Below are 22809 nucleotides of genomic sequence, written 5' to 3'. Positions count from 1 at the left end.
TCAATTTGTCTTCGATGCAGACACAGTCGGCAAGCGCATTGTCGTTGTTACTACGACTCTTGGCGGTCACCCGAATGCCTGATCTTGCCAACTTCCTTCAAACGAGCGGCGGTGACTGGAAATAACTATTGGTAGACGGTGCGCGCTTCGCAGGTGTCGGGCCTGCTGGCTCATTCTTGGAGGAACGGCAGTACAGCGGCGCGGAATTCGGCCGCGCGAGTGCTGTGCACTCGGTGGCCGGCTTCGATGGTGACCAGCCGGCAGTTCGGGATCAACGATGCAGCTCGCCGGAGCCGGGCCAGCGGTACGTAGCTGCCGGCGCCGCCGTGCACCGCCAAAGTCGGTGTCGTCATGGCCGGTAGCGCAGACCACCAAACGGGGTCCGGGGTGCCGAACTGTCGGACGAGCGGTCTGACCATCGAACGGTCGAACGACCAAAGCCTGGCGGTCAGCCCCAGGTCTCGCGGCAGACGCACTGCCGTGGTCAGGAGGTTGGTCAGCGTGAGAGTGGTCGCGTCCGGCAGCGGCGGTCGCATCTCTTCGAGGACCAGTCTGCGGATGCGCAGACCTCGGTGCTGGGCGATGATCGTGGCGATGCGCCCGCCGAGCGAGTGCCCCACCAGGTCGATCTCGGTGACCCCGAGCCGATCGAGCAGGGCCTCGATGTCGAGCCGGAAGTCGTCAAACGCGTAGGAATCCCGGTGGGAACTCATACCGTGGCCGCGCAAGTCCGGTGTGATGACCTGCCGCCCCGATGCTACGAGTGCGAGGGCGAACGAGCGCCAGGTGGCGCCACTGCTGGCGAGACCGTGGAGCAGGACGACCGGCGGTCGAGATCGTGGACCGATGAGCCGGTAGGCGAGTCTGGTGCCGTTGGCGTCTACGAAGTCGGGAAGCGGCCACTCGAGGCTCATGCCCAGCCCACCGGATCGGGCAACGGAGGCAGCCTAATGTCCTTGCCGGCCACACGGTTCACCACGTCGCTCCGAACGCCGCGGCGGCACGAACTCCGGACACACACCCGTCTTCGTGGAATCCCCATCCGTGGTAGGCGCCTGCGTAGGCGGTCCGCGGACCGCCCAAGTGGCGTAGCCGTGGCTGCGCCGCTACTGCGGACGGCGTGTACAGGGGGTGTTCGTACCTCATCTTTGCGATCACCGTGGCCTCGTCGACAGTGGCGGCGCCGTTCAGGGTCACGATGTGATCCACCGCTGTGCCGAGCCCCATGAGCCGATTGATGTCGTAACTGACGAGTCCGGCGCTCCCCGCCATACAACTCGACCGCACATAGTTCCATGCGGCCCGTGTCCGTCTCCGGCTGGGCAGGACCGTCGCGTCCCGGTGCAACCAGGTCTCGTTGCGCGTGTACCGGAAAGCACCGAGTACGCGTTTCTCCTCGGGCATCGGATCGGCCAGCATCCTGAGCGCCTGGTCGGCGTGCGTGGCGACGACGACCCGGTCGGCTCGGTACATGGCCCCGTCTGCGGTGACGACGTCGATACCGTCGAAGTGCCTTCGGACCGTACGGACCGGCGCACCGGCGAGTACTTCGGGCAATGCGGCGACGATCCGTTCGACGTACGTGCGTGCGCCACCGACGACAGTCCGCCAGCGCAGCGAGCCGGTCGGACTGAGCATGCCGTGGTTCTTCAGGAACGTGAACAAGTGAGCCGCCGGATAGCGCAATGTATCGGTTGCTCCGGCCGACCATACGGTCGACACCAAAGGTATGGCAAAGTGCTCGACGAAATAAGGTGAATACCGCCCCGACACAAGTACGTCGTGTAGTGTCCGTCGTTCGTCCGGCGCATGCAGCAATGCCCGGGCAGAGCGGTAGAACCGCCCTATTTCCCCCAACATTCCGAGGTAGGGGCGGAGTACGGCGTGCCCTCCGCCCGGGATCATCCCCTTCCGCCGTTTTCCGCCGGCGTACTCGAGGCCGCATCCTGTGCAGCGGACACTCAGGGACATTTCCGTGTCGTTGGTCCGGACGGACAGCTCTCGGAACAGCCTCACGAGCGTGGGGTAGGTGGTTTCGTTGTGGACGAGGAATCCCGTGTCGATCGCGAGTGTGCGACCGTCGGGAGTGCGCACGTCGTGTGTGTCGGCATGCCCACCCGGCTTGGCGGCGGCCTCGAACATGCGCACGTGGTACCGATTGCGCAGGAGGTAGGCAGCTGTCAACCCGGACACGCCTGCGCCGATGACAGCGACTCGTTCTCCGGTCATCCTTTGGCTCTTCCTGCTCGGCGAACTCGCACGACCCGCGCTCCCGCGTCGAAGCTGCACGGCTGGCAAACGCTTCGCCGACGTAGCCTGGACAGAGGAGCAAGTCGCGAGTGCGGCGTGGCGCATTACGCCATCCGCCGACCTTCACCCGTCTGCGCGAGAAAGGCCCGTGTCGGCCGGTGTCCTGGTTCGCCGATGGACCAGATCCGAGTGATCCACCGATGCGCGGGCGCCACTCGTGGCGCGATGATCACCGAGTGTTCAAGATCGGCACCGCATTCACCCGGGAAACGACAGATGCCGGTACTAAGATCTTCGCACATGGCATTGGTACCCATCGGTCCCCGGGATCTGACGCGGGCCGAACGCGAAGTCCTCGAGTTCGCGTTGTCGGCGGACTTCGACGGTGCCGACGTCCTGCGCGCGCAGGTCCCCCCTTGCCGGGCCGTGGCGGCGTGGGCGGCCGGGGAGCCGAGCATCGACGTCGCCGTGTCGGGAAGCGTTGCCCCGGCTCGGGTTCCGGACGGCGAGATGCCCTCCGGCTCCGAAGTCCGCGACCAAGCCGGGCAGTACCTCGGCTAGGTGCTCGTCTGGGTCGAAGGCGGTTATCTTTCCGCTATCGAGTACGCGTGGGTCACCGACGACGCGCCCGGTCGGCTGCGTGATGTCTCGACGATGAAACTCGTCTGACTTCCGTAACGCGTTCAGCGGGAGGGCGGCGGCCCACCCGGTAGAACGTCACCGCCGAAAGGCTGTGTCGTCGTGTCCAGTCCGACGTTCAGTGTCATCGTGTACCCGCTCGTCACCTCTCCTGTCACCGTCGACAGCTGCGACGCCCCGCTGCCGTCGCCGAACACGTTGTCGCTGCTCAAACTCATCTTCGCCAGGTTCGGGGCCGGCTGCTCGTAGCCCGCCTGTGCGTACACCTGCTCGCACACGTTCTGCGGAAACGCGACCTGCGAAGTGGCGATCGCCTTGCCGGTGTCGGTGATCGCCGCCTGGTCCCGGGTACACGTCGAAGTGGATGTGCGGCCGGCGGCCGTCGTAGCAAGCCGGAAAGACACTCTTGTAGGTGACCCGGCCGTCGGCGTCGGCGAGCTGTACCCTGCGCAGGTAGTTCTCGTTCTCGATCTCTCGCGAATACAGCGAGTACTGCCGGCGTCGTTGCAGTGCCGCGCCTACATGGCCACCCCGGCGAACGGCGACCCGCTGATGGCCAGGTCCGCGATCACCAGCTCCAGCGTCATCGGCACGCCTTCCGCCGTTGCGCTGCCGGTGCCGAAAGTCGACCGGATGTCGGCACGGACGATACCGCTCTACTCGAGCACGTCCGGCCCGTTCGAATCGTCGCCGGGGTACGGGCCCGCCGTCTCGTCCGGGATCTCCGAGGAGGACATCGAGGTCGACGCCGTGGAAGCCGTGGAACCGCAGCGCCCGGCGACGGTCGAGCAGCGTCTCAACGTCGAAACCGAGACCCTGGTCGACGACCTCGTTCTTCGTGCGGGGGAGGGGGCGGCCCTGGTAGGCGGGCTGTGGTTTGTCCATGCCCTGACTTGCCGCCGGAAGGTAGGACGCCTGTGCGGACGCTGTGAGCCGGCTTGGGAACGGAACACTGCGGACGAACCGCGGTGCCTGGCGAGCCGCTGACCCGCCAGGCACCGGCCGTCACGGGTTGTCCAGGGTCAGCGCCGTGCAGCGGATTCCGCCGCCGCCCTTGCGCAGCTCCGTCGTGTCCAGCTCTGTCACCGTCATCCCCATCGATCTCAGGTCCGCCGCCAGGCGTGGGGCGCCCGACGTCATCGTCACCGTGTGGCCGTCGCTGATCAGGTTCAACGCGAACGCCGCCGCCTCCGCCGGGGCCACCTCGATCAGCTCCACGCCCAGCCCGCGCAGCGTGCGCAGGCTCGGTGCGTCCAGCGCCTCCGGGTTGTAGGCCAGGACACCGGAACTGATCACCGCCACCGCCAGATCCAGGTCGTACCACCGGGAACTGGTCGTGCGCAGTGGGACGACGTCGTAGTCCAGGTGCCGCGCCAGCGTGCGCAGCGCCCGGTTGTCCGTGCGCTGCCCGTGCGCCGCCAGCAGCAGCGAGCCGCACGCCAGCGCGTCGCCCTGGCCGCTGAACGCGTAGCGCGTCGAGGCCACCTCGAACCCGTGGGACTCCAGCCAGGCCCGGTGGTGCGGGGTTTCCGCGGCCCGTTCGGCCGGGAGCGTGGCCAGCACCGCGCGGGTGCCCTGGACCACCGCCGCGTTGGCGGTGTAGGTCATGTCGGGGCAGGCCGGGTCCGCGTCGACGAACTCGACCTTGCGGCCGGCGGCCAGGTGCGCCTCCACGATGTTCTCGTGCTCGGTGAGGGCGGCGTCGACGTCCGGCTGGATCGCGACGTGCATGTACGGGTTGATCTCGTAGTCGACGCGGAAGTACCGCGCGGAACACATCAGAAGCCGTTGGTGGGTCATGGGTTCACTCGATTCGTCGAGGCGGGCGGGCGGTCGGGCTGGGAGGTGACCCAGCCCGGGCGGCGCCCGGCCGGCGAACCGAGCGAGCCGGGTCAGCCCAGGCCGCGCAGGCGGAACAGCTCGATCGTCATGAGGTAGCCCGGCTGCGAGCGCGCCGCGTCGATGCGCTGCGCCACCGTCGTGGCCGACGGCGTCGGACGCATCGCCGCGCTCACCGCGCGGACCAGTTTGGCGATCATTCTTTCTTCCTTTCTCCGAGGACTCCGGGGACTCCGGGGGAAATCCAGGGTGCCGGGCGGCGGGCCCGCCGGTCTGGCCGGATCCGGACACGTTCACCGCGTCGCGTTCAGGAAGCCGATGACGACCGCGCCCCACCAGCACAGCTGCGAAACCGCCGTGGTGAGGCCGCCGCGGACGAGCAGGCGCGGCGGGACCGGGCCGTCGACCAGCGCCATCCGGCCGCCCAGCACCGTCGCGTGCACGCCGTTGACGGCCAGCACGCCGACGAGGCAGAGCTTCACGACCGTGGCCGCGGAACCGAGGTCGGGCGAGAGCAGCGCGCCGCTGGCGACCAGGCCCGTCACCCCGGCCCAGACCAGCAGGTGCAGCCGTGACGCGCTGCGGACGGCCTCGGCGAACGACACGCGCCCGAGCGCCCACAGGGCGAAGAGGTAGTCCGCCACCAAAACGGCGCCCAAGCCGACCACGAGCGACGTGAGGTGCGCGAAGAGCGCGACGTCGTGCCACGCCGTGTTCGGCTTCACGCGCGTCGACAGCCAGATCGCCGCGGCGAGCAGCATGATCGAAGCAGACATGGCGCCATAGGCCGCGTAGCGTCGATGAACACCGGGCCCCGGCGGACGCGGGGCGGGCGGGATCCGTACCGGGATGCCGTTGTCGAGCATGACCTGTCCTTCCGGGGAAATCCGTGGGAACGGGTTCCGCCGGAACGACCGGTGCGTCCGACCTGCCTGCGTCAGCGCCGAACCCGTGTGCTGATTACAGGCCATCGCGGACTTGGCTGGGAGCATTGTCCGCAAAGGACAATCAATCGCCGGTTTTCCAGGAGAAGACAGGGACGGCGGCGTCGTTGCCGGGCCGTCCCGGGGCTAGGCGGACACGGGCGCGGAGAGGTCGTGCCCGCCGCGTTCGGCGGTGCCGAGCACGAAATCCCGCACCGGCGGCGGCATTCCGCACCCGTCGAGGTACGGGTCGGCGTGCGCGAGCAGGCCGGCGTCGGCGATCTCCTCGGCCAGCTCGTCCAGCGCGGGCGGCCACGCATCCGGTGCGCCCGGCGAAGTCCGCGCCAGCTGCTCCAGCAGTTCCCGCGCGGGCGGGCTGAGCGTGCGGTACGCGGACTCCAGGGAATCCCGCAGGGACAGGTCCCCGACGCTGAGCCAGTCCACGGAGGTGCCGTTCAGGCGCCATTCTTCGACGACCCGCCGCAGCGTCAGCCGCGGCCTCGACGCGATCTTGCGCACCGCGAGGTCGAGCGCGAGCGGCAGGTCGCCGCACAGCTCGGCGAGGCGGTCGCAGTCGGGTCCGGCGGAGACGGCGACGTGCGGCAGCGCCGCGGTGATCATCGCGATCGAGTCGCCGCGCGGCAACGGCGGCAGCTGCAGGCGCTGGACGTCCCGCAGGCCCAGCAGCCGTTTGCGGCTGACCAGCAGCGTCGTGCTCGTGGTCGTCTCGGCCAGCAGCGGGCGCACCTGCTGCTCGTCCTGGACGTTGTCCAGCACGACCACGAGCCGTCGTTCGGCCAGCAGCGTCCGGTACAGCCCGGCGCGGTGGTCGAACGTGCCGGCGAGCTGGTCGTCGTCGACGCCGAGCGCGCGCAGGAACCCGTCGAGGACGTCGGCGGTCGCCGGTGCCGGTGGCGCGCCGCCGCCGTGGCGCAGGCCGCCGAGGTCGGCGTAGAGCTGCCCGTCGTTCTCCTCCGCCGCGATCGCGTGCGCGTGGTGCAGGGCCAGGTCGCTCTTGCCGACGCCGGCGGGCCCGCTGATCACCATCGGGGTGTCGCGCGGGGACCGCAGCCAGGCCAGCTCGGCCGCGCGCCCGGTGAACCCCCGCGGTCTCGGGGGTAGCTGCGCCGGGTGCGGCGGGGTGCCGCGGCGCTGGAACAACGCCGGTCTCCGCTTGCGGGCCCCGAACGGGGCCTGCGTATAGCCGCTCGTCGCGGCGTGCCAGTGCCGGCGCCACGCCTCGTCGTCGCCGCCGCACGCGGCCACGAACGCCAGCGTCACCTGCAGGGAGGGCATCCGGTTGCCGCTCGCCGCGCTGGAGAGCACCGACGACGAGAACATCGCCGACCGGGCCATTTCCCGGTAGGTCGGGTTGCCGGCCCGCGCGCGCAGTTCGCGCAATTCCCGGGCGAACTGGGTGGCGATGCCACCGGACGTGTTGACGGGTTTTTCTGGTCTGCCCATGTGAATGCCTTCCCCTTCGTTCACTCAGCGTCGCCGCTGGCGGTCGTCGTCTCTTCCGCTCTTTGGCGGCCTTGCTAGCCCGTTCGGGTATTTCCGCCACACTGCGTGGATCATTTCGCGGTGCTTTTTTACGTCTTTCCGGCGATTTACGGCACCACTCGACGGCCGCCCGCGCGCAGCGGACGGCCGTCGGGAGGCGGGGTTCAGGCGGCCGCGGGGCGGGCCGCCTTCATGCCGAGCAGCGCGCACAGCGCCGCGACCAGGCCGAGCGCCCCGCACAGCCACCAGACGCCGTTGCCCAGCGCGACCCACGCGGCGACGCCGAACAGCGGGCCGAGCGCCATGCCGAGCCCGAAGGTCGCCTGGTGGGCGCTGATGTAGCGGGCTTTGACGGCGGCCGGGAACGTCGACGGGTAGGCGAACATCGTCGGCCCGTTGACCATGATCCCGAAGACGAACACGACCGTGCAGACGACCAGCGCGACCGCCGAACCGCCGCTGAGCCCGAACCCGGCGACGCCGAGGCCCATCAGGACGGTGCCCGCGGTGGCGGCGACGTGGCCCGGCCAGCGCGTGACGTACGAGGTGATCTTCAGCTCGCACAGGATCAGCACGGCCGACGCGGTCACGAGCACGACGCTGTAGAGCCCGGCGGAGTGGCCCTCGGCGGTGATCTTCAGCGGCAGCGAAACGGTGTACTGGACGTAGATGACCGACCCGATGAGCACCGAGGCCAGGAAGAACCAGAACCGCCCGTCGCGCAGCAGGATCCCGTACGCCGCACGGGTTCCGCGCTCCTTCGGGGACGCGGGCTCGCGCTCGACGCGGCGGTCGGGCAGCAGCTGCACCGCCACGACCGCGTAGAGCAGGGCGGTGGCCGCGTCGAACCACAGCAGCAGGTTCCAGTCGAGGAGGATGAGCCCGGCCGCGATCAGCGGGCTGAGCGCCGCGCCGAGGTTGAGCGCGATCCGCATCATCGAGAAGCCCATCACGCGGTCGTCGCCGGGCATCAGCTCGCTGAGCAGGACGGCGGCCGCGGGCCGGTAGCTCTGCGTCGCGAGGCCCGCGAGCAGCAACGCCGCCATCAGCGGGACGTAAAGGCCGGGACGGCCGAACACCGGGATGACGGCGAGGACCGTGGCCGAACCCGCCATCGCGGCGGCGATCGTCGCGCGCGGGCCGATGCGGTGGACCAGCTCGCCGCCGGCGAGCCCGCCGAGGACCGAACCGACGCTGTAGGCGGCGATGGCGACGCCGGCCTGTCCCGCGGAGAAGCCGCGGAAGACCAGGTACAGCACCATGAACGTCTGGACGAACGCGCCGAGCTGGTTGACGAGCACGCCACCGAGCAGGTAGCGGACGGGCGTGGGCGTCCGGCGCAGGACGGCCAGTACGCCGGCGGGTTTTTCGGTGGTGGTCACGGCCGAGCCTCCAGGTGGCGTGCGAAGGGTGTGCCGCACCTCGGTCGGGTGCCGGCTTCTTCATTGCAGCGGCCTGGCGGGTTGACCGGCAGAGTTGGTTCCGCCGGAAAATCAATTCTCACGTGACGTGGACTACGTCGGTAATCGGAGCGTAACGCGGTTGTCGCGGAATTCGCATTACCCGCGCCCGGCCGGACGCAGTCGTTGCTGCATCCGGCCGGTGAACGCGGAATTCAGAGCCCGACGATCAGTTCGTGGTCGATTTCCACGAACTCGGTGATCAGGTCGGCGAACCTGCCGGCGATCAGTTCCTTGTAGGCGGCGGAACCGGTGTGGGCGTCGTAGGCGGCCTGGTCGGCGAAGTGCTCCACGAACAGCAGGAAGTCCGGCTTGGCGGGGTCGCGGTACACGCGGAAGGACAGGGTGCCGTCCTCCTGCCCGGGGCCGAGCGGCGCGAACTCGTGGACGAGCGCTTCGGCCTCGGCCTGCTTGCCCGGCTTGAGGGGGATGGGGAACACCTTCGCCAGCATGGGAAACCTCTCGTAGTGCGGTGGTTGATCCGCCGACCACTGTGCCGGGCAGTGGCGGGCGCGTCCGGCCAGATCCGGACACGTCTTCTCCCGGGATGCGCACCTGCCCCGCTCGTGTCCGGATCTGGCTAGCGCCGGACGGACCCGATCCCCTACACCTGGGACATGACGACTTTTTCGGCCGTGGTCACCACCGGCATCTACTGCCGGCCCGGGTGCGGGGCGAAGCCGCTCGCGGAGAACGTGAAGACGTTCGAGCTGGCCGCCGAAGCGGAGGCCGCCGGGTTCCGGGCGTGCCTGCGCTGCCGGCCCTACCGCGTCGCCGGCCCGGTCGGCGCGGACGCGCCCGAACTCGTCTGCCGCGCGGTGCAGCTGATCATCGCCGGCGCGCTGGACACCGGCACCGAAGCCGCGCTCGGCCAGCGGCTCGCCGTGTCCCCGCGGCACCTGCGGCGCCTGTTCCACGACCACCTCGGCGTGACGCCGGACCAGCTCGCCCGCTCGCGGCGCGCCCACTTCGCGCGCCGCCTGCTCGACGACTCCGACCTGACGGTCGCGGACGTGGCGTTCGCCTCCGGCTTCGGCAGCCTGCGCCAGTTCAACCGGGACATGAAGCTGGTCTTCCGCGCCTCGCCGGTCGAACTGCGCAGCCGGCGCCGCAAGGCCGACCGGATCGCCGCGGACGGCGGCCTGCGGATGCGGCTGCCGTTCGTGGCGCCGCTGCACTGGGAGGCACTCGCCGCGTTCCTCGCCGAGCGGGCGGTGCCCGGCGTCGAGTCGGTGCGCGACGGCGTCTACCGGCGCACGATCAGCCTCGACGGCGAGGCCGGCGTCATCGAGGTCGAGCGCGGTGGCGACGACCACCTGCTGCTCACCGCGCACATGCCGTTCTGGGAAGGGCTCATCCACGTCGTCGACCGCGTCGGGCGGATGTTCGGCGTCGACGCCGACACCGCACCCGCCGAAGCCGCCCTCGCCGGCGACCCGGTACTGGGCCCGCTCCTGCGCGAACGGCCCGGCCTGCGCGTACCCGGCGCCTGGGGCTTCTTCGAGATCGCGGTGGAAGCCGTGCTGAGCCAGTACAGCGTCCGGACGCGGGTGCGGCGGCAGCTGGCCGCGCTCGTCGAAGCGGCGGGACAGCCGGTGCCCGGCCTCGAGCACGGCCTGACCCACCTGTTCCCGTCGGCCGAAACCCTCGCCCGAGCGGACCTGGACGGGGTCCGCCTGTCCGCGGCGGCCGAGCGGACGCTGCGCGCGTTCGCCACCGCCGTGGCCGCCGACGAGACCCTGCTCGACCCCGGCGCGAGCCTGGCCGACTGCACCGCGGCGCTGACCGCGCTGCCCGGCATCGAGCAGAGCACCGCCCAGGAGATCGCCCTGCGGCTGGGGCACGCCGACGCCTTCCCCGCCGCCGAGCGCACGGTCGAGACGCAGCTGCTCGAGCACGACGTCTTCGCCGTCGCCGGCCGCACGGCCGCCGCCTGGCACCCGTGGCGCGCCTTCGCCGCCACCCACCTGATCGCCGCCGGCACACCGACGCCGGCCGCTTGACCACCCAAAAGGAGAACCGATGCCTGCCAAGCAGCTCGCCGAACGGCTGCGCGCCCTGCACACCGACCGCACGCTGGTGCTGCCGAACGCCTGGGACGCCGCCAGCGCGGCCCTCATCGCGCGGGCGGGCGCCCCGGCGATCGCCACCACCAGCGGTGGCGTCGCCTGGTCCGCGGGACAGCCCGACGGCCACGGCCTCACGCGCGAAGAGATGGCCGAGCTGGTCGCGCGGATCGTGCGCGTCGTCGACGTGCCGGTGACCGCCGACATCGAGGGGGGCTACGGCCCGTCCGCCGACGACGTCGCCGCGACCGTCCGCCTGATCGTCGAGGCCGGCGCGGTCGGCATCAACCTGGAGGACTCGACCGCCCCGGGCGGCCCGCTGTTCGACGTGCCCGAGCAGGTCGGGCGGGTCCGCGCGGCCCGCGACGCGGCGACCGCGGCCGGCCTGCCCGAGCTGTGGATCAACATCCGCACCGACGTGTACCTCTTCGGCATCGGCGAACCCGAGGGCAGGCTGGACGACGTCCTGACCCGTGCGGGCGCCTACGCCGCGGCCGGCGCGGACAGCCTGTTCGTGCCGGGGCTGATCGACCTGGAGACGCTCACCGTGCTCGTCAAGGAGAGCCCGCTGCCGGTGAACGTCATGGTGTGGCCGGGCGCGCCGACCGTCGCGGAGCTGGAAGCGGCCGGCGTCCGCCGGATCAGCGTCGGCACGGCGATCGCCCAGTCCGCCTACGCCGTCGCCCAGCGCGCGGCGGCCGAGCTGCTGGAGCACGGGACGTACACCGCGCTGGAGGGTGGCCTGGACTTCGGGACCGTCAACAGCGCCGTGACCGGCTGAGTCGTCCCGTGGGCACCGGCCGCGGCGGATTCCCGTCGCGGCCGGTGTCTACTCCGTTTTTGCACCCCGTTGATTTTCCTTGGCGGACAACCGTTTCCATCAATTAAAGCCCTGGCTTCAATCACTTCCACGACCGAGAAGAAGACCTCGAGGGAAGTGATGTGATGACCGTAGTCGAGCCGCTGGCCGTCCGGCCGCCCGAGACCGCCGCGGAGATCCTGGCCCGGGCGCGGGCCCTCGCCCCGGTGTTGCGGGACCGCGCCGAAGAGATCGAGCGGGCCCGGCGGCTGCCCGCGGACGTCGTGGAGCTCCTGCGCGGCACCGGCGCGTTCCGGATGGGGTTCTCCCGTTCCCACGGGGGTCCCGAGCTGACCTCCGCCGAGCAGACCGAGGTGATCGAGGCCCTCGCCTACGGGGACGCCGGCGCCGGGTGGTGCGCGATGATCGGGTCCGACACCGGTCTCTACGCGTCGTTCCTCGACCACGCCGTCGCCGAAGAGATGTTCCCCAGCCTGGACATGGCGACCGCGGGGCTGCTCTTCCCCAACGGCCACGCGGAAATCGTCCCCGGCGGCTACCGCCTGACCGGCCGCTGGCAGTTCGGCAGCGGGGTCACCCACGCCGACTGGGTCGTCTCCGGGGCGTTCCTCTACCGCGACGGCAAGCCCGAGCCCGGCGCCGACGGGTCGCCGCACGATTCGATCCTGCTCATGGTGCCCAGGGCCGACGTCGAGGTGCTCGACACCTGGTACACCACCGGCCTGGCGGGCAGCGGCAGCTGCGACTACACGATCACCGACGTGTTCGTGCCCGCCGAGCACACCCTGACCTTCGCGGAAGTCCGCGGCGGCACCGGCCCGCTGGCCCAGCCCGAGGTCCACATGCGGAACATGCCGGGCGTCGCGCTCGGCGTCGCCCGCGCCGCGCTCGACCACGCCACGGACACCGCCGTCGCGGCCGGGCGCGAGGACGACTTCCGCACGCAGACCACGATCGCCGGCTGCGAAGGCGACTTCGCGGCGGCTCGTGAGGGCGTCTACGGCGCTTTGCGGCGCCAGCACGAAGTCCTCACCGCGGGCGGCACCCTCGACGACCTCACCCCGCGCGAGCGGGCCGCCCTCCCGCTGTCGCGACGGCACGCGTTCCGCACCGCGCGGTCGATCGTCACCCGCCTCTACGACCTCGTGCAGACGTCCGCGATCTACCGGCCTTCGCCGCTGGACCGCTGGCTGCGCGACACCACCACGATGTGCCAGCACATCGTGGCGCAGGACCGGATCCTGCAGACCGCCGGCGCCCACCTCCTGGGCGGCCGGCCCGCGTTCCCGCTGGCCCTCGGCATCACCGCCGGCCGGCGCTGACTCCACCCCACCCCACCGAAGAAGGAAGACACCCATGCGAAAGCTCCGGGCCGCCGTGTGCGCGGCCGCCGTGCTGGCCGTGACGCTCAGCGCGTGCAGCACCCCCGGCGGCACCACCGCCGCTCCGTCGCCGGACGGTGCCGCCGCGCCCGCCGCGGCGAACATCGACCGCGATGCGGTCATCAGCTACAGCGAGACCGAGCCGTCGAACCCGCTGGTGCCGGGCAACACGACCGAGGTCGGCGGGATCAGCGTGCTGGGCACGCTCTTCCGCGGCCTGATCGAGTACGACGCCAAGACGGCGGCCCCGCACAACGCCGTCGCGGACTCGGTCACCACGACCGACTCCAAGGTGTGGACGATCAAGCTCAAGGACGGCTGGACGTTCCACGACGGCACCCCCGTCACGGCCAAGAGCTTCGTGGACGCGTGGAACTACACCGCGTACTCCCCGAACCTGATGGCCGGCGCCAGCTACTTCACCCACGTCGTCGGCTTCGCGCAGGTCAACAACGCGACCGCGGACGGCAAGCAGCCGGCGACCCGGCCGGCCGCCAAGGAGCTGTCGGGCCTGAAGGTCGTCGACGACAAGACGTTCACCGTCACCCTCGACGCGCCCTTCTCGGAGTTCGGCGTCCAGCTCGGCTACGCGGCGTTCTTCCCCATGCCGGCGAGCTTCTTCGCCGACCGCAAGGCGTTCGAGGCGCACCCCGTCGGCAACGGGCCGTTCAAGTTCGAGTCCTACGCGCCGGGCAAGGACCTCGTCGTCAAGCGGTTCGACGGCTTCGCCGGCGCGCAGAAGCCGAACATCGGCGGCATCGACTTCCGCTTCTACACCGACCTGGACAAGGCGTACGCCGACGTCCTCGCGAACAAGCTCGACTTCCTGTCGTTCACGCCGTGGACGTCGACCCAGGGCGGCAAGATCAAGAAGGACCTGCCCGACGACCGGCGCAAGACCTACACCTACCTCGGTTACCAGGCGATCGCGTTCCCGCTGTTCGACAAGCGCTACGACAGCCCGCAGTTCCGCCAGGCGATCTCCATGGCCATCGACCGCAAGACGCTGATCCAGAAGGTGTTCAACGGCGGCCGCACCCCGGCCGACGGCCTGGTCGCCCCGAACGTCCAGGGCCACCTGGACAACCAGTGCGGCGAGCTGTGCACCTACTCCCCGCAGAAGGCCAAGCAGCTGTTCGACGCCTCGGGTTTCCAGGGGGACATCGAGCTGACCTCGAACATCGACTCCGGCAACCAGGAGTGGATGGAGGTCATCTGCCGCCAGATCCAGGACTCGCTGGGCCGCACCTGCAAGTTCACCCCGCAGACGACCCTCGGTGACTTCCGCAAGCAGCTGAACAACCGGACCGTCACCGGCATCTACCGCTCGGCGTGGGTCGCGGACTACCCGTCGATCGAGAACTTCCTCAACCCGCTGTTCCGCACGGGCGCGGCCTCGAACGTCGGCCAGTACTCGAACCCGAAGGTCGACGCGCTGCTCCAGCAGGCCGACGCCGCGCCTTCGCAGCAGCAGGGCCAGGCGCTCTACCAGCAGGCCGAGAAGCTCGTCCTGCAGGACATGCCGACCATCCCGATCTGGTGGCAGTCCGGCACCGCCGCCTGGGCGTCCCGGCTGCACAACGTCCAGCCCACCCAGTTCCGCGAGCTCGACCTCTTCAGCGTCACCGTCAGCAAGTAGCTCCCCGCGGCGCGCCGCGACCCGGCGCGCCGCGGGTCGACCGGAAAGAAGACAGACATGACTGTCCATGAAGTGGATGTCCTGATGATCGGGGCCGGCCCGGCGAACCTCGCGCTGGCCGTCGCCCTCGAGGAGTGCGGCCGGTCCGGCGTCGCCGGCGGCGCCATGGTCCTGGAGCAGTACGAGGACGTGAAGTGGCAGCGGAACCTGATGCTGCCGTGGGCGCGCAGCCAGGTGTCCTATGTGAAGGACCTGGTGACCCTGCGCAACCCGCGCAGCCGCTTCTCCTTCCTCAACTTCATGCACGAGCGCGGCGAGCTCGACGAGTTCGTCAACCTCGGCACCTTCAACCCGTTCCGCTGGCAGATCTCGGCGTACCTGCAGTGGGTGGCCGATTCGCTGGAGCAGGTGCGGGTGCGCTACAACGCCCGCGCCGAGCGGGTCCTGCCGATCCACTCGGAGTCGGGCCAGGTGCTCGGGTTCACCGTCCCGCTGTCGGACGGCGACACGATCCTCTGCCGCGACCTGGTCGTCGGCGGCGGCCGCGACGCCCACGTGCCCGAGGTGTTCCGCGGGCTGCCGGCCGAGCGGGTCGTGCACAGCACCGAGTTCAGCACCCGCGTCGCGGCCACGGCCGGGCTGGCCCGCCCGGGCAAGCCGCTGCGGCCGGTGGTCGTCGGCGGGGCGCAGAGCGCGGCCGAGATGTTCATGGCGCTGCACCAGGAGGCGCCGGGCTCGTCGCCGACGCTGCTGCTGCGCGCGATCGCGCTCAAGGACTACCAGACCAGCAAGTTCGTCAACGAGCTGTTCTTCCCGTCCTTTGTGGACGAGTTCTTCACGATGTCCGAAGAGGCGCGGGCGAAGGTGCTCGAAGAGATGCACCTGACCAACTACGGCGGTCTCGCCGCGCCGTTCCTCGAAGAGCTCTACACCATGCTCTACAAGCAGAAGATGCTCGGTCAGCCCGTTTCGACGATCCGCGGCTCCGCCGACGTCGTCGGCGCCCGGGCCGAGGGTGCCGAGCTCGTCCTCGACGTCCGCGACCTCAAGCACGACACGGTCGAGCAGCTGCGCTGCGACGCGGTGTTCCTCGGCACCGGCTTCGACCAGCGGATGCCGTCGATGGTCCGCGGCCTGGCCGACGCGATCGGCCTCGACGCGATCTCCGTCAACCGGCAGTACCGCGCCGACCTCGGCGCCGGCGCCCACGGCGCGCTGTACCTGCAGGGCGTCAACGAGGCGACGCACGGCATCTCGGACTCGCTGATCAGCGTGCTGGCCCAGCGGTCGGCCGAGATCGCCGGCGACATCGTCGAACGGCGCGGCACCGGTCCCGACGAGGACCGTCGCCGTTCCGGCGAGTCCGTGGTGGTGGCGGTATGATCGACCTCCGCCGCCTCGACCGCGCCCACCTCGAACGCGCGTACGGGCTCGACTCCCAGCGGCTGCTGCCGTGGCCGGAGCTCAACGCGCCGTTCGAAGGCGCCTGGTGCGTCCTGCGCCCGCACACCACGTCGACCGCGCACTCCCACCACGAGTACGAGATCTTCATCGCGCTGTCCGGCGTCGCCACGCTGGTCGTCGACGGCGTGCGGCACCCGTTCGCCGCCGGCGACATCGTCCGGCTGCCGCCCGGCTCGACGCACTGCGTCACCAACGAAGGCGACGAGGACTTCGAGTACTACGGCGTCTGGTGGGACGCCGAGATGTCCGCGCAGTTCACGGCCCGCCACGAAGCAGGTGTGTCATGAGCGCCCGGACGGTCGTCATCTCGCCCGCCCCGACGGCGAACGGCGACCTGCACCTCGGGCACATCGCCGGCCCGTTCCTGGCCGCCGACGTGCACACCCGCTACGCGCGGTCGCAGGGCCGGGAAGTGCTGCTGGGCACGGGGTTCCAGGACACGTCGACGTTCGTGGTGACGACCGCCGTTCGCCGGGGCGTCACCCCGGAGGAGCTGGTGGCCACGTCGGCGGCCCAGATCGCCGCCAGCCTGGAGGCGATGGGCATCGGCGTCGACGGCTACACCGGCGACGACGACCGGTTCACCAAGTGGGTCGTCGACTTCGTCGCCCGGCTGCACTCGGCGGGGAAGCTGGAACTGCGCACGATGAAGTTCCCGTACTCGCCGAAGTCGGGGCGGTTCCTCGTGGACGGCTTCGCGTCCGGCAGCTGCCCGGAGTGCCTGGCCGACTGCTGTGCGGGGCTCTGCGAAAGCTGCGGTCAGCTCGTGGCCGCGGGAGACCTGCTCGACGTCCGGTCCACTTTGGACCCGACGGATCCCGTGGAGCTGCGCGAAGCCGACGTGCTCGTGCTGCCGGTCGAGAAGTACCGGGCCCGGTTGCAGGAGCACTTCTCGGCGCACGTGGCGGGGATGCGGCCGCACATGGCGCAGGCGATGGCGTCGATGCTGGCACGGCCGTTGCCGGACTTCCCGGTGACGTACCCGACGTCGTGGGGCATCGAGGTGCCGTTCCCCGAGGTCTCCGGGCAGCGGGTCAACCCGAACGCCGAGCCGATGGCGTGGAGCATGCACGCCACGGCACTGGCGGCGGGCTCGGCGGCGGGGTCTTCGGAAGACGAGCTGTGGCTGGCCGGCGCGGGTTCGGAGGTCGTGTACTTCCTCGGGTTCGACAACATCTACCCGTTCGCGATCGCGGGGCCGGCGATGCTGCTGGCCCTGGACGGCCGGTACGACCTGCCGGCGCGGTACCTGACCAACGAGTTCTACGAGCTGGACCACCGCAAGTTCTCGACCAGCCGCGGGCACGTGGTGTGGAGCCGCGAGCTGGCGGCGGAGGTGCCGCGGGACCTGATCCGCTTCCACCTGGCGGCGACGAGTCCCGAGCACCAGCGCACGAGCTTCAGCCGGGACGCGCTGGCGCGGGTGACCTCCGCGCGGCTCGTCGAGCCGTGGAACCGGGTGGCGGACAAGGTGAACCGGTTCGCCGGGCTGGGCCCGCTGCCGGTGTCGCCGCGGTCGCGGCGGGCGGCCGCGCGGATGGCTTCGCGCTTCGCCGAGTCGTACGAACTGGACGGGTTCAGCCTGAACCGCGCGGCGGAGACGATCACCGAGCAGCTGGCCCGCCTCGACGCCCGCGCGGTGACCGACGCCAACGCGGGCGACTTCTGCTTCGAGGTCGACCGCCTGCTGCGCGGTGCGGCGCCGATCCTGGTGGATCTGGCGGAGCGGGTGCTGGGGGAGGACGCGGGTGCGGACGCGGAGTCGTTCACGCCGGCGCGCTTGCCGCGGCTGAGGGAAGCGGAGGCCGGACGATGACCGCCGGGACCGTGCCTCGCGCGGACCTCGCGGCCAGTGCCGGCCGGGGCGATTTCGGCCGGGCCCGAGTGAGCGTCGCCGCGCCGACTGCGGGTGGCGATGTGCGGCTGGGTGCGGGTAGCGCCGCGGCCGGTGTGGGCGAGGCGCGTGTGAGCCTCGCCGCGCCGACTGCGGGTGGCGATGTGCGGCTGGGTGCGGGTAGCGCCGCGGCCGGCGCGGCCGAAGCCCATGCGAGCGTCGCCGCGCCGACCGCCGGTCTCACCGCCGGTGCCGGCCAAGCGTCGCCCACCGGCGATGTCCTGCTGGGCGCGGACCACCTCGCGCCCAGCCTGGGCACCGCACCCGCCGCCTCCTGGACCCCGCCCGCCCGTCGCGGCTCCCTCCGCGTCGTGGTCGTCGGGGCCGGGATCACCGGGCTCCTCACCGCCATCCGGAGCGTTCTCGCCGGGCACCGCGTCGTCCTCCTCGAACGCGGGCCCGTTCCGCACCCCGGTGCCACCTCCTTCGACCAGCACCGGGCGCTGCGGGCCCTGGTCGTCGGGGATCGCGCCGCCACGCGGAAGGCCGCCGAGCTGCACCGGCGGTGGCGGGAACTCGATGCCCTGCTCTGCGACCACCTGCCCGGGGCCGGGCTCTACCGGCGCGTCGGCGTCCTCCAGGCGCTGCCGCCCGGGCAGATCCCGGCCGCCGTCGCCACCGCGAGCGCCGGCGGGGTGCCGGTCCGGATCGTGCACCCCTCCGCCTACCCGCTCATCGGGTTCCCGCGGGGCAGCGGCGCCGTGTACGAACCGCACGCCGGGACGCTGCTCGCCGACCGCGTCCTGCACGCGGCCGCGCGCTGGCTGCGCCACCACCCGGACGCCGAACTGCGGCCCGGCCGGGAGGCCGTCTTCGTGGACGGCGACCGGGCGCGGGTGGACCTGGCCGACGGCACCTCCGTGTCCGGTGACGTCGTGCTCGTCGCCACCGGGCCGTGGACCGGGGCACTGGTCGACGCGCCGGTGGCGCTGCACCGCCAGACCATGGTCTACCTCCGCCCGCCCGCCGCGCTCGCCCACGCTTGGGCGGCGACGCCCACCGCGGGCGGCCTCGGCGCCGACGGACGGGCGTGGCTGCTGCCCTCGGTCGCGGGCACCCTGCTCAAGGTCAGCACCGACGCCGTCCGGCGCGAGGTGACCACCCTGGCCGGCCCCGACGACGACGCGGGCTGGGCGGCCCGCGTCCTCGCCGCCGGCGTCGTGTCCGATGTGGACGGTTACGACGTCGTGCGCGTCAAGCACTGTCACTACGCCACCGCCGAAGGGGGCGACACCGGCTTCGTCCGCGTCGGCCCCGCCGCGTGGGCCCGCCCGGCCAGCGGCCCGGACGGCTTCCGCACCGCCCCGCTCGCCGCGGACGCCGTCGTCGCCGAGTTCGCCGCTCTCGCTTCTCCGACCCGAAGGGACCTTCGATGACCACGAACCCGGGTGCGCTGCTCGTCATCGGCAGTGGCCTCAAGCTCTACCGCGAATACCTCGTCAAATCCGTCGCCGAGCGCGCCCGCGAAGCCGGCCTGCGGCTCGTCCTGATCAACAACCTCAAGCCGACCTGGCAGCACGAGTACTTCGACGACATCACCGTGGTCAACGTCTTCGACCACGCGCTGCTCGCCGAAACCGCCCGTGAGCTAACCAGGAACTACACCGTGGCCGGCGTGCTCTGCTGGGACGAGCCGCTGGTCATGCCCGCGGCCGAGCTGGCCGACGAGTTCGGCGTGCCGGGCCTGAGCATCCCCGGCGTGCACGGCTGCCGCGACAAGCACAGCTGCCGCGTCCGGCTCACCGCCGCCGGCCTGCCGCAGCCCGGCTTCCACCTCGCCGTCGACCTCGACGACGCCCGCGCGGCGGTCACCCGGATCGGCTTCCCGGTGGTCGTCAAGCCCCGCGCGCTCGGCGCCAGCATGGGCGTCTCCCTCGCCCGGGACGCGGGGGAGTTCGACGCCGCCTACCGCGTCGCCCACGAGGCCAGCCTCGTCGGCGACGAGCCCTACCGCGGCGGCGCGATCATCGAAGGGTTCGCCGACGGCCCGGAGATCAGCATCGACGGCGCCGTCCACAAGGGCGAGTACCTGCCGATGTTCGTCGCCCGCAAGAGCACCGGGATGCCGCCGTTCTTCGAGGAGACCGGCCACCTCGTCGACGCGGGCGACCCGCTGCTGCACGACGAGGAGCTGCTGCGCGTCCTGGCCGAAGCCCACCGCGTGCTCGGCATCGAGAACGGCATCACCCACACCGAGGTCCGGCTGACCGAGCGCGGCCCGGTGATCATCGAGGTCAACGGCCGCCTCGGCGGCGACCTGATCCCGTTCCTCGGCAAGACGGCCACCGGCATCGACCCGGGCAGCGTGCTGTTCGACGTCGCCACCGGCCAGCGCCCGGACGTCACGCCGACGCGTTCCGGGGTCGCCGGCATCCGCTTCGGCTATCCGGACCACGACTGCGTCGTGCACTCGGTCGAGGTGCCGTGGGACGCGGAGGGGCTGGTCACGGCGTCGCCGATGGTCGAGCCGGGCACCACGCTGCGGCTGCCGCCCGGCGGCTACATCGCGCGCCACTCGTTCGTCGTGTGCCGGGCGAAGGACGCCGAGACGTGCCGGCAGCGGCTGGCGCACGCGGCCTCGCTCGTCGAGGTCGACGCCGTCGAGATCGAGCCGCCGCCCACCGGCTCCACGCTGTCGATGCCGGCCGGGCTCCTGGACGTGGACGAATGAGCATCCACTACGACGGCCGCCGGTTCCGGACCCTCGGCGGCGGAGACGGCACGTACGCGGAGTACCGCCAGCAGGGCGACCTGGTCTGGGCCGAGTTCGAAGGTGGGCACGTCCGGCGCGGCACGGTCACCGGCACCTGCGACTCCGCCGGCGTCCTGCGGCTGGCCTACACGATGGTGCTGCGCGGCGGCGAGGTGATCGCCGGGCACAGCACCAACACCCCGCAGTGGCACGGCGGCACGCTCGTGCTGCGCGAGGTCTGGGAGCGCTACGGCGAGCACGCCGCCACCGGCGTCTCCTACCTCGAAGAGGTCTCGCTCGAGATGAGCGCGTCATGACCAGGTGGGACGCCCTGCGCGGCCTGGGCGAGCTCCGGTTCCCCGGCGACCCCGGCTTCGCGGCCGTGGCGCCGGTGAACCGGCGGTTCGCCGCCACCCACCCGGCGGCGGTCCTCGCCGTCTCCCGTGCCGACGACGTCGCCCGGGCGATCGAGTGGGCCCGGACGGAGTCGGTACCGCTCACGGTCCGCGGCGGCGGCCACAGCTACGCGGGCCACTCCACGGGCCCCGGCCTGGTGCTGGACCTGCGGAGGCTGTCCGGCATCCGCGTCGACCGCGGCACCGGGCTGGTCGCCGTCGGCGGCGCGACGCCGATGAAGGCGCTGTACGCGGGGTTGCGGCCGTGGGACCTGACGTTCCCGCTCGGCAACTCCGACACCGTCGGCATCGGCGGCCTGACCCTCGGCGGCGGCGTCACGACGATCTCCCGCGCGCACGGCCTCACCTGCGACGCGCTGGTCTCGACCGACGTCGTGCTCGCGTCCGGGGAGGTCGTCACGGCGTCCGCCACCGAGAACCCGGACCTGTTCTGGGCGTGCCGCGGTGGCGGGGGCGGGAACTTCGGCGTCAACACGAGCTTCACGTTCCGGGCGCGGCCGGCCCCGGCGGGCTCGACGTGCGTCGTGCTGTGGGCGTGGCCGCACGCGGTCGAGGTCCTCGCCGCGATGCAGGAGATCATGTCGGCCGCGCCGCCGGAGTTCTCCGCGCGGATCGGCATCGCCCGCTCGCCGGGCGACGACGGCGTCGTCTCCGTGGTCGGCCACCACCTCGGCCCGGCGGCGGAACTGCGCGAGCTGCTGGCGCCCGCGTTCGCCGTCGCGGCTCCGGACCGCGCCGACATCGAGGACCGCGATTTCTGGGCCGCGGCGAGGTTCCTGCACCACTCCAGCGAAGGCGGCGCGTTCGCCGTCTGCACGCGGTGCACACCGCACGCGCTCGCCGACGCGGGGCTGGAGGCGCTCGTGCGGGCCGTCGAGAAGTGGCCGGGCAGCGGCAACCCCGACGGCGCCGGGGCCGCGTTGTTCGCGTGGGGCGGGGAAATCTCCCGCGTCGCGACCGCGGACACCGCGTTCCCGCACCGGGACACGAAGTTCCTGCTGAGCCTCGACGCGTCGTGGACCGAACAGGACGCACCCGGCGTCGTCGCGGCGAACCTGGACTGGCTGCACGCGCTGCACGCCGAGACGGGCGAATTCGCGCCGGACTCCTCCTACGTCAACTTCACCGACCCGGACCTCGAGGACTGGCGCGGCGCCTACTACGGGCCGAACGCCGCGCGGCTCGCCGAGGTCAAGCGCCGGTACGACCCGGACCGGTTCTTCTCTTCACCACAGGGGTTGTGATGACTGATCTCCGCGGTGCGATGCGCACCTTCGCGACCGGCGTGTGCGTCGCCACGACGTACCGCGACACCCCCGGCGGCCGGCGGCACGACGCCGTCACCGTCAACTCCCTCGGGTCGATTTCCCTGGACCCGCCGCTGGTTTCGCTGGCGTTCCGGCGCGAGTCCGCGTTTCTCGGCGACCTCCTGGCGACCGGCCGCTGGGTGGTGTCGATCCTGCCGGCGGACGCGCGCGACGTGGCCCGCCGGTTCGCCGGCCCGCGCGCTTCCCGGGTCGTCACCGGCCTGGCGGCGAAACCGGGGGAGCGCACGGGCGCGCTCGTGCTCGACGGCGCGAGCTGGCTGGAGTGCGCGCTGGCCGAGAAGTTCGACCTGGGCGACCACACACTGGTCGTCGGCGAAGTGCTGGCGACGGGGCACGACCGGCACGCGCCGGCGCTGGTGTTCGTGCACGGCGGCTACCACTCGGTCACCGACCCGAGGCACGTTTCGGGGCCCGGGCAGTGGGGGGAGGCGCTCTGAGGAGGTCGTGTCCGAATCCGGCTAGCCCGGGCGCGCGCGGCTCGGGCATGCTCGGCC

General features: G+C 71.5%; 23 protein-coding genes. 14 read left to right on the top strand and 9 right to left on the bottom strand.

Annotation, left to right across the window (positions count from 1 at the left end):
- Nucleotides 1-170: 170 nt before the first annotated feature.
- Both AB0J40_RS10460 and AB0J40_RS10455 read right to left on the bottom strand, forming a co-directional pair.
- Nucleotides 171-914 (bottom strand): alpha/beta hydrolase, encoded by a 744-nt coding sequence (locus tag AB0J40_RS10460; RefSeq protein WP_364450401.1) that lies wholly within the window; start codon nt 912-914, stop codon nt 171-173.
- Between the two features lie 58 nt (nt 915-972).
- Entirely contained in the window at nt 973-2229 is a 1257-nt protein-coding gene (locus AB0J40_RS10455) for an FAD-dependent oxidoreductase (RefSeq protein ID WP_364450398.1), read from the bottom strand.
- Nucleotides 2230-2550: 321 nt separating this feature from the next.
- Between AB0J40_RS10455 and AB0J40_RS10450 the strand changes: the two genes are divergently transcribed.
- A complete protein-coding gene (locus AB0J40_RS10450; protein WP_364450395.1) occupies nt 2551-2811 on the top strand; it encodes a hypothetical protein in 261 nt (86 codons plus the stop codon).
- 122 nt (nt 2812-2933) lie between these two features.
- Here AB0J40_RS10450 and AB0J40_RS10445 read toward each other — a convergent pair whose 3' ends face one another.
- Nucleotides 2934-3107: a hypothetical protein gene (locus AB0J40_RS10445; protein ID WP_364450393.1), complete on the bottom strand. Its 174-nt coding sequence runs from the start codon at nt 3105-3107 to the stop codon at nt 2934-2936.
- A gap of 85 nt (nt 3108-3192) precedes the next feature.
- On the opposite strand from AB0J40_RS10445, the gene AB0J40_RS10440 reads away from it, so the two are divergent.
- The gene (locus AB0J40_RS10440) at nt 3193-3876 is read left to right on the top strand and encodes a hypothetical protein (RefSeq protein WP_364450391.1); all 684 of its coding nucleotides are present in this window, start codon (nt 3193-3195) and stop codon (nt 3874-3876) included.
- 18 nt (nt 3877-3894) lie between these two features.
- Here AB0J40_RS10440 and AB0J40_RS10435 read toward each other — a convergent pair whose 3' ends face one another.
- The 6 genes from AB0J40_RS10435 to AB0J40_RS10410 all read right to left on the bottom strand — a co-directional run bounded on the left by AB0J40_RS10435 (nt 3895) and on the right by AB0J40_RS10410 (nt 9066).
- Nucleotides 3895-4689 (bottom strand): arginine deiminase-related protein, encoded by a 795-nt coding sequence (locus tag AB0J40_RS10435; RefSeq protein ID WP_364450389.1) that lies wholly within the window; start codon nt 4687-4689, stop codon nt 3895-3897.
- Nucleotides 4690-4781: 92 nt separating this feature from the next.
- On the bottom strand, nt 4782-4928 hold the full coding sequence (locus AB0J40_RS10430) for a hypothetical protein (RefSeq protein ID WP_364450386.1): 147 nt from the start codon (nt 4926-4928) through the stop codon (nt 4782-4784).
- 93 nt (nt 4929-5021) lie between these two features.
- Complete coding sequence (locus tag AB0J40_RS10425) at nt 5022-5504, bottom strand: hypothetical protein (RefSeq protein WP_364450383.1); 483 nt, start codon at nt 5502-5504, stop codon at nt 5022-5024.
- Between the two features lie 294 nt (nt 5505-5798).
- Nucleotides 5799-7115 (bottom strand): helix-turn-helix domain-containing protein, encoded by a 1317-nt coding sequence (locus tag AB0J40_RS10420; RefSeq protein WP_364450381.1) that lies wholly within the window; start codon nt 7113-7115, stop codon nt 5799-5801.
- 203 nt (nt 7116-7318) lie between these two features.
- Complete coding sequence (locus AB0J40_RS10415; RefSeq protein WP_364450379.1) at nt 7319-8536, bottom strand: MFS transporter; 1218 nt, start codon at nt 8534-8536, stop codon at nt 7319-7321.
- A 233-nt stretch (nt 8537-8769) separates the two neighbouring features.
- Nucleotides 8770-9066, bottom strand: a complete 297-nt coding sequence (locus AB0J40_RS10410) for an antibiotic biosynthesis monooxygenase (RefSeq protein WP_364450377.1) — start codon at nt 9064-9066, stop codon at nt 8770-8772.
- A 165-nt stretch (nt 9067-9231) separates the two neighbouring features.
- On the opposite strand from AB0J40_RS10410, the gene AB0J40_RS10405 reads away from it, so the two are divergent.
- The 12 genes from AB0J40_RS10405 to AB0J40_RS10350 all read left to right on the top strand — a co-directional run bounded on the left by AB0J40_RS10405 (nt 9232) and on the right by AB0J40_RS10350 (nt 22752).
- Entirely contained in the window at nt 9232-10617 is a 1386-nt protein-coding gene (locus tag AB0J40_RS10405) for an AlkA N-terminal domain-containing protein (protein WP_364450374.1), read from the top strand.
- 19 nt (nt 10618-10636) lie between these two features.
- Entirely contained in the window at nt 10637-11461 is an 825-nt protein-coding gene (locus tag AB0J40_RS10400) for an isocitrate lyase/phosphoenolpyruvate mutase family protein (RefSeq protein WP_364450371.1), read from the top strand.
- Between the two features lie 164 nt (nt 11462-11625).
- On the top strand, nt 11626-12822 hold the full coding sequence (locus AB0J40_RS10395) for an acyl-CoA dehydrogenase family protein (RefSeq protein ID WP_364450368.1): 1197 nt from the start codon (nt 11626-11628) through the stop codon (nt 12820-12822).
- A gap of 34 nt (nt 12823-12856) precedes the next feature.
- On the top strand, nt 12857-14521 hold the full coding sequence (locus AB0J40_RS10390; protein ID WP_364450366.1) for an ABC transporter substrate-binding protein: 1665 nt from the start codon (nt 12857-12859) through the stop codon (nt 14519-14521).
- A 57-nt stretch (nt 14522-14578) separates the two neighbouring features.
- On the top strand, nt 14579-15904 hold the full coding sequence (locus AB0J40_RS10385) for a SidA/IucD/PvdA family monooxygenase (RefSeq protein ID WP_364450363.1): 1326 nt from the start codon (nt 14579-14581) through the stop codon (nt 15902-15904).
- The gene (locus AB0J40_RS10380) at nt 15901-16272 is read left to right on the top strand and encodes a cupin domain-containing protein (RefSeq protein WP_364450361.1); all 372 of its coding nucleotides are present in this window, start codon (nt 15901-15903) and stop codon (nt 16270-16272) included. Before AB0J40_RS10385 ends, AB0J40_RS10380 begins: the two co-directional genes overlap by 4 nt.
- Nucleotides 16269-17801 carry a class I tRNA ligase family protein gene (locus AB0J40_RS10375; RefSeq protein ID WP_364450358.1) on the top strand — a complete coding sequence of 511 codons (1533 nt, stop codon included), beginning with the start codon at nt 16269-16271 and terminating at the stop codon, nt 17799-17801. Before AB0J40_RS10380 ends, AB0J40_RS10375 begins: the two co-directional genes overlap by 4 nt.
- 182 nt (nt 17802-17983) lie before the next feature.
- Nucleotides 17984-19255, top strand: a complete 1272-nt coding sequence (locus tag AB0J40_RS10370; RefSeq protein WP_364450355.1) for an FAD-dependent oxidoreductase — start codon at nt 17984-17986, stop codon at nt 19253-19255.
- A complete protein-coding gene (locus AB0J40_RS10365) occupies nt 19252-20550 on the top strand; it encodes an ATP-grasp domain-containing protein (protein WP_364450352.1) in 1299 nt (432 codons plus the stop codon). The genes AB0J40_RS10370 and AB0J40_RS10365 overlap by 4 nt, the downstream gene beginning before the upstream one ends.
- Nucleotides 20547-20888 (top strand): hypothetical protein, encoded by a 342-nt coding sequence (locus AB0J40_RS10360; protein WP_364450350.1) that lies wholly within the window; start codon nt 20547-20549, stop codon nt 20886-20888. The genes AB0J40_RS10365 and AB0J40_RS10360 overlap by 4 nt, the downstream gene beginning before the upstream one ends.
- The gene (locus AB0J40_RS10355) at nt 20885-22231 is read left to right on the top strand and encodes an FAD-binding oxidoreductase (protein WP_364450347.1); all 1347 of its coding nucleotides are present in this window, start codon (nt 20885-20887) and stop codon (nt 22229-22231) included. The genes AB0J40_RS10360 and AB0J40_RS10355 overlap by 4 nt, the downstream gene beginning before the upstream one ends.
- Nucleotides 22231-22752 (top strand): flavin reductase family protein, encoded by a 522-nt coding sequence (locus tag AB0J40_RS10350; RefSeq protein WP_364450345.1) that lies wholly within the window; start codon nt 22231-22233, stop codon nt 22750-22752. Before AB0J40_RS10355 ends, AB0J40_RS10350 begins: the two co-directional genes overlap by 1 nt.
- The last annotated feature ends 57 nt before the right edge of the window (nt 22753-22809 follow it).

It is taken from the genome of Amycolatopsis sp. NPDC049691, assembly GCF_040675005.1.
In the GTDB taxonomy this organism is placed as follows: Bacteria; Actinomycetota; Actinomycetes; order Mycobacteriales; family Pseudonocardiaceae; genus Amycolatopsis.
The sequence above is the reverse complement of the archived record's forward strand: the minus strand, read 5'-3'. Positions and strand labels throughout refer to the sequence as shown.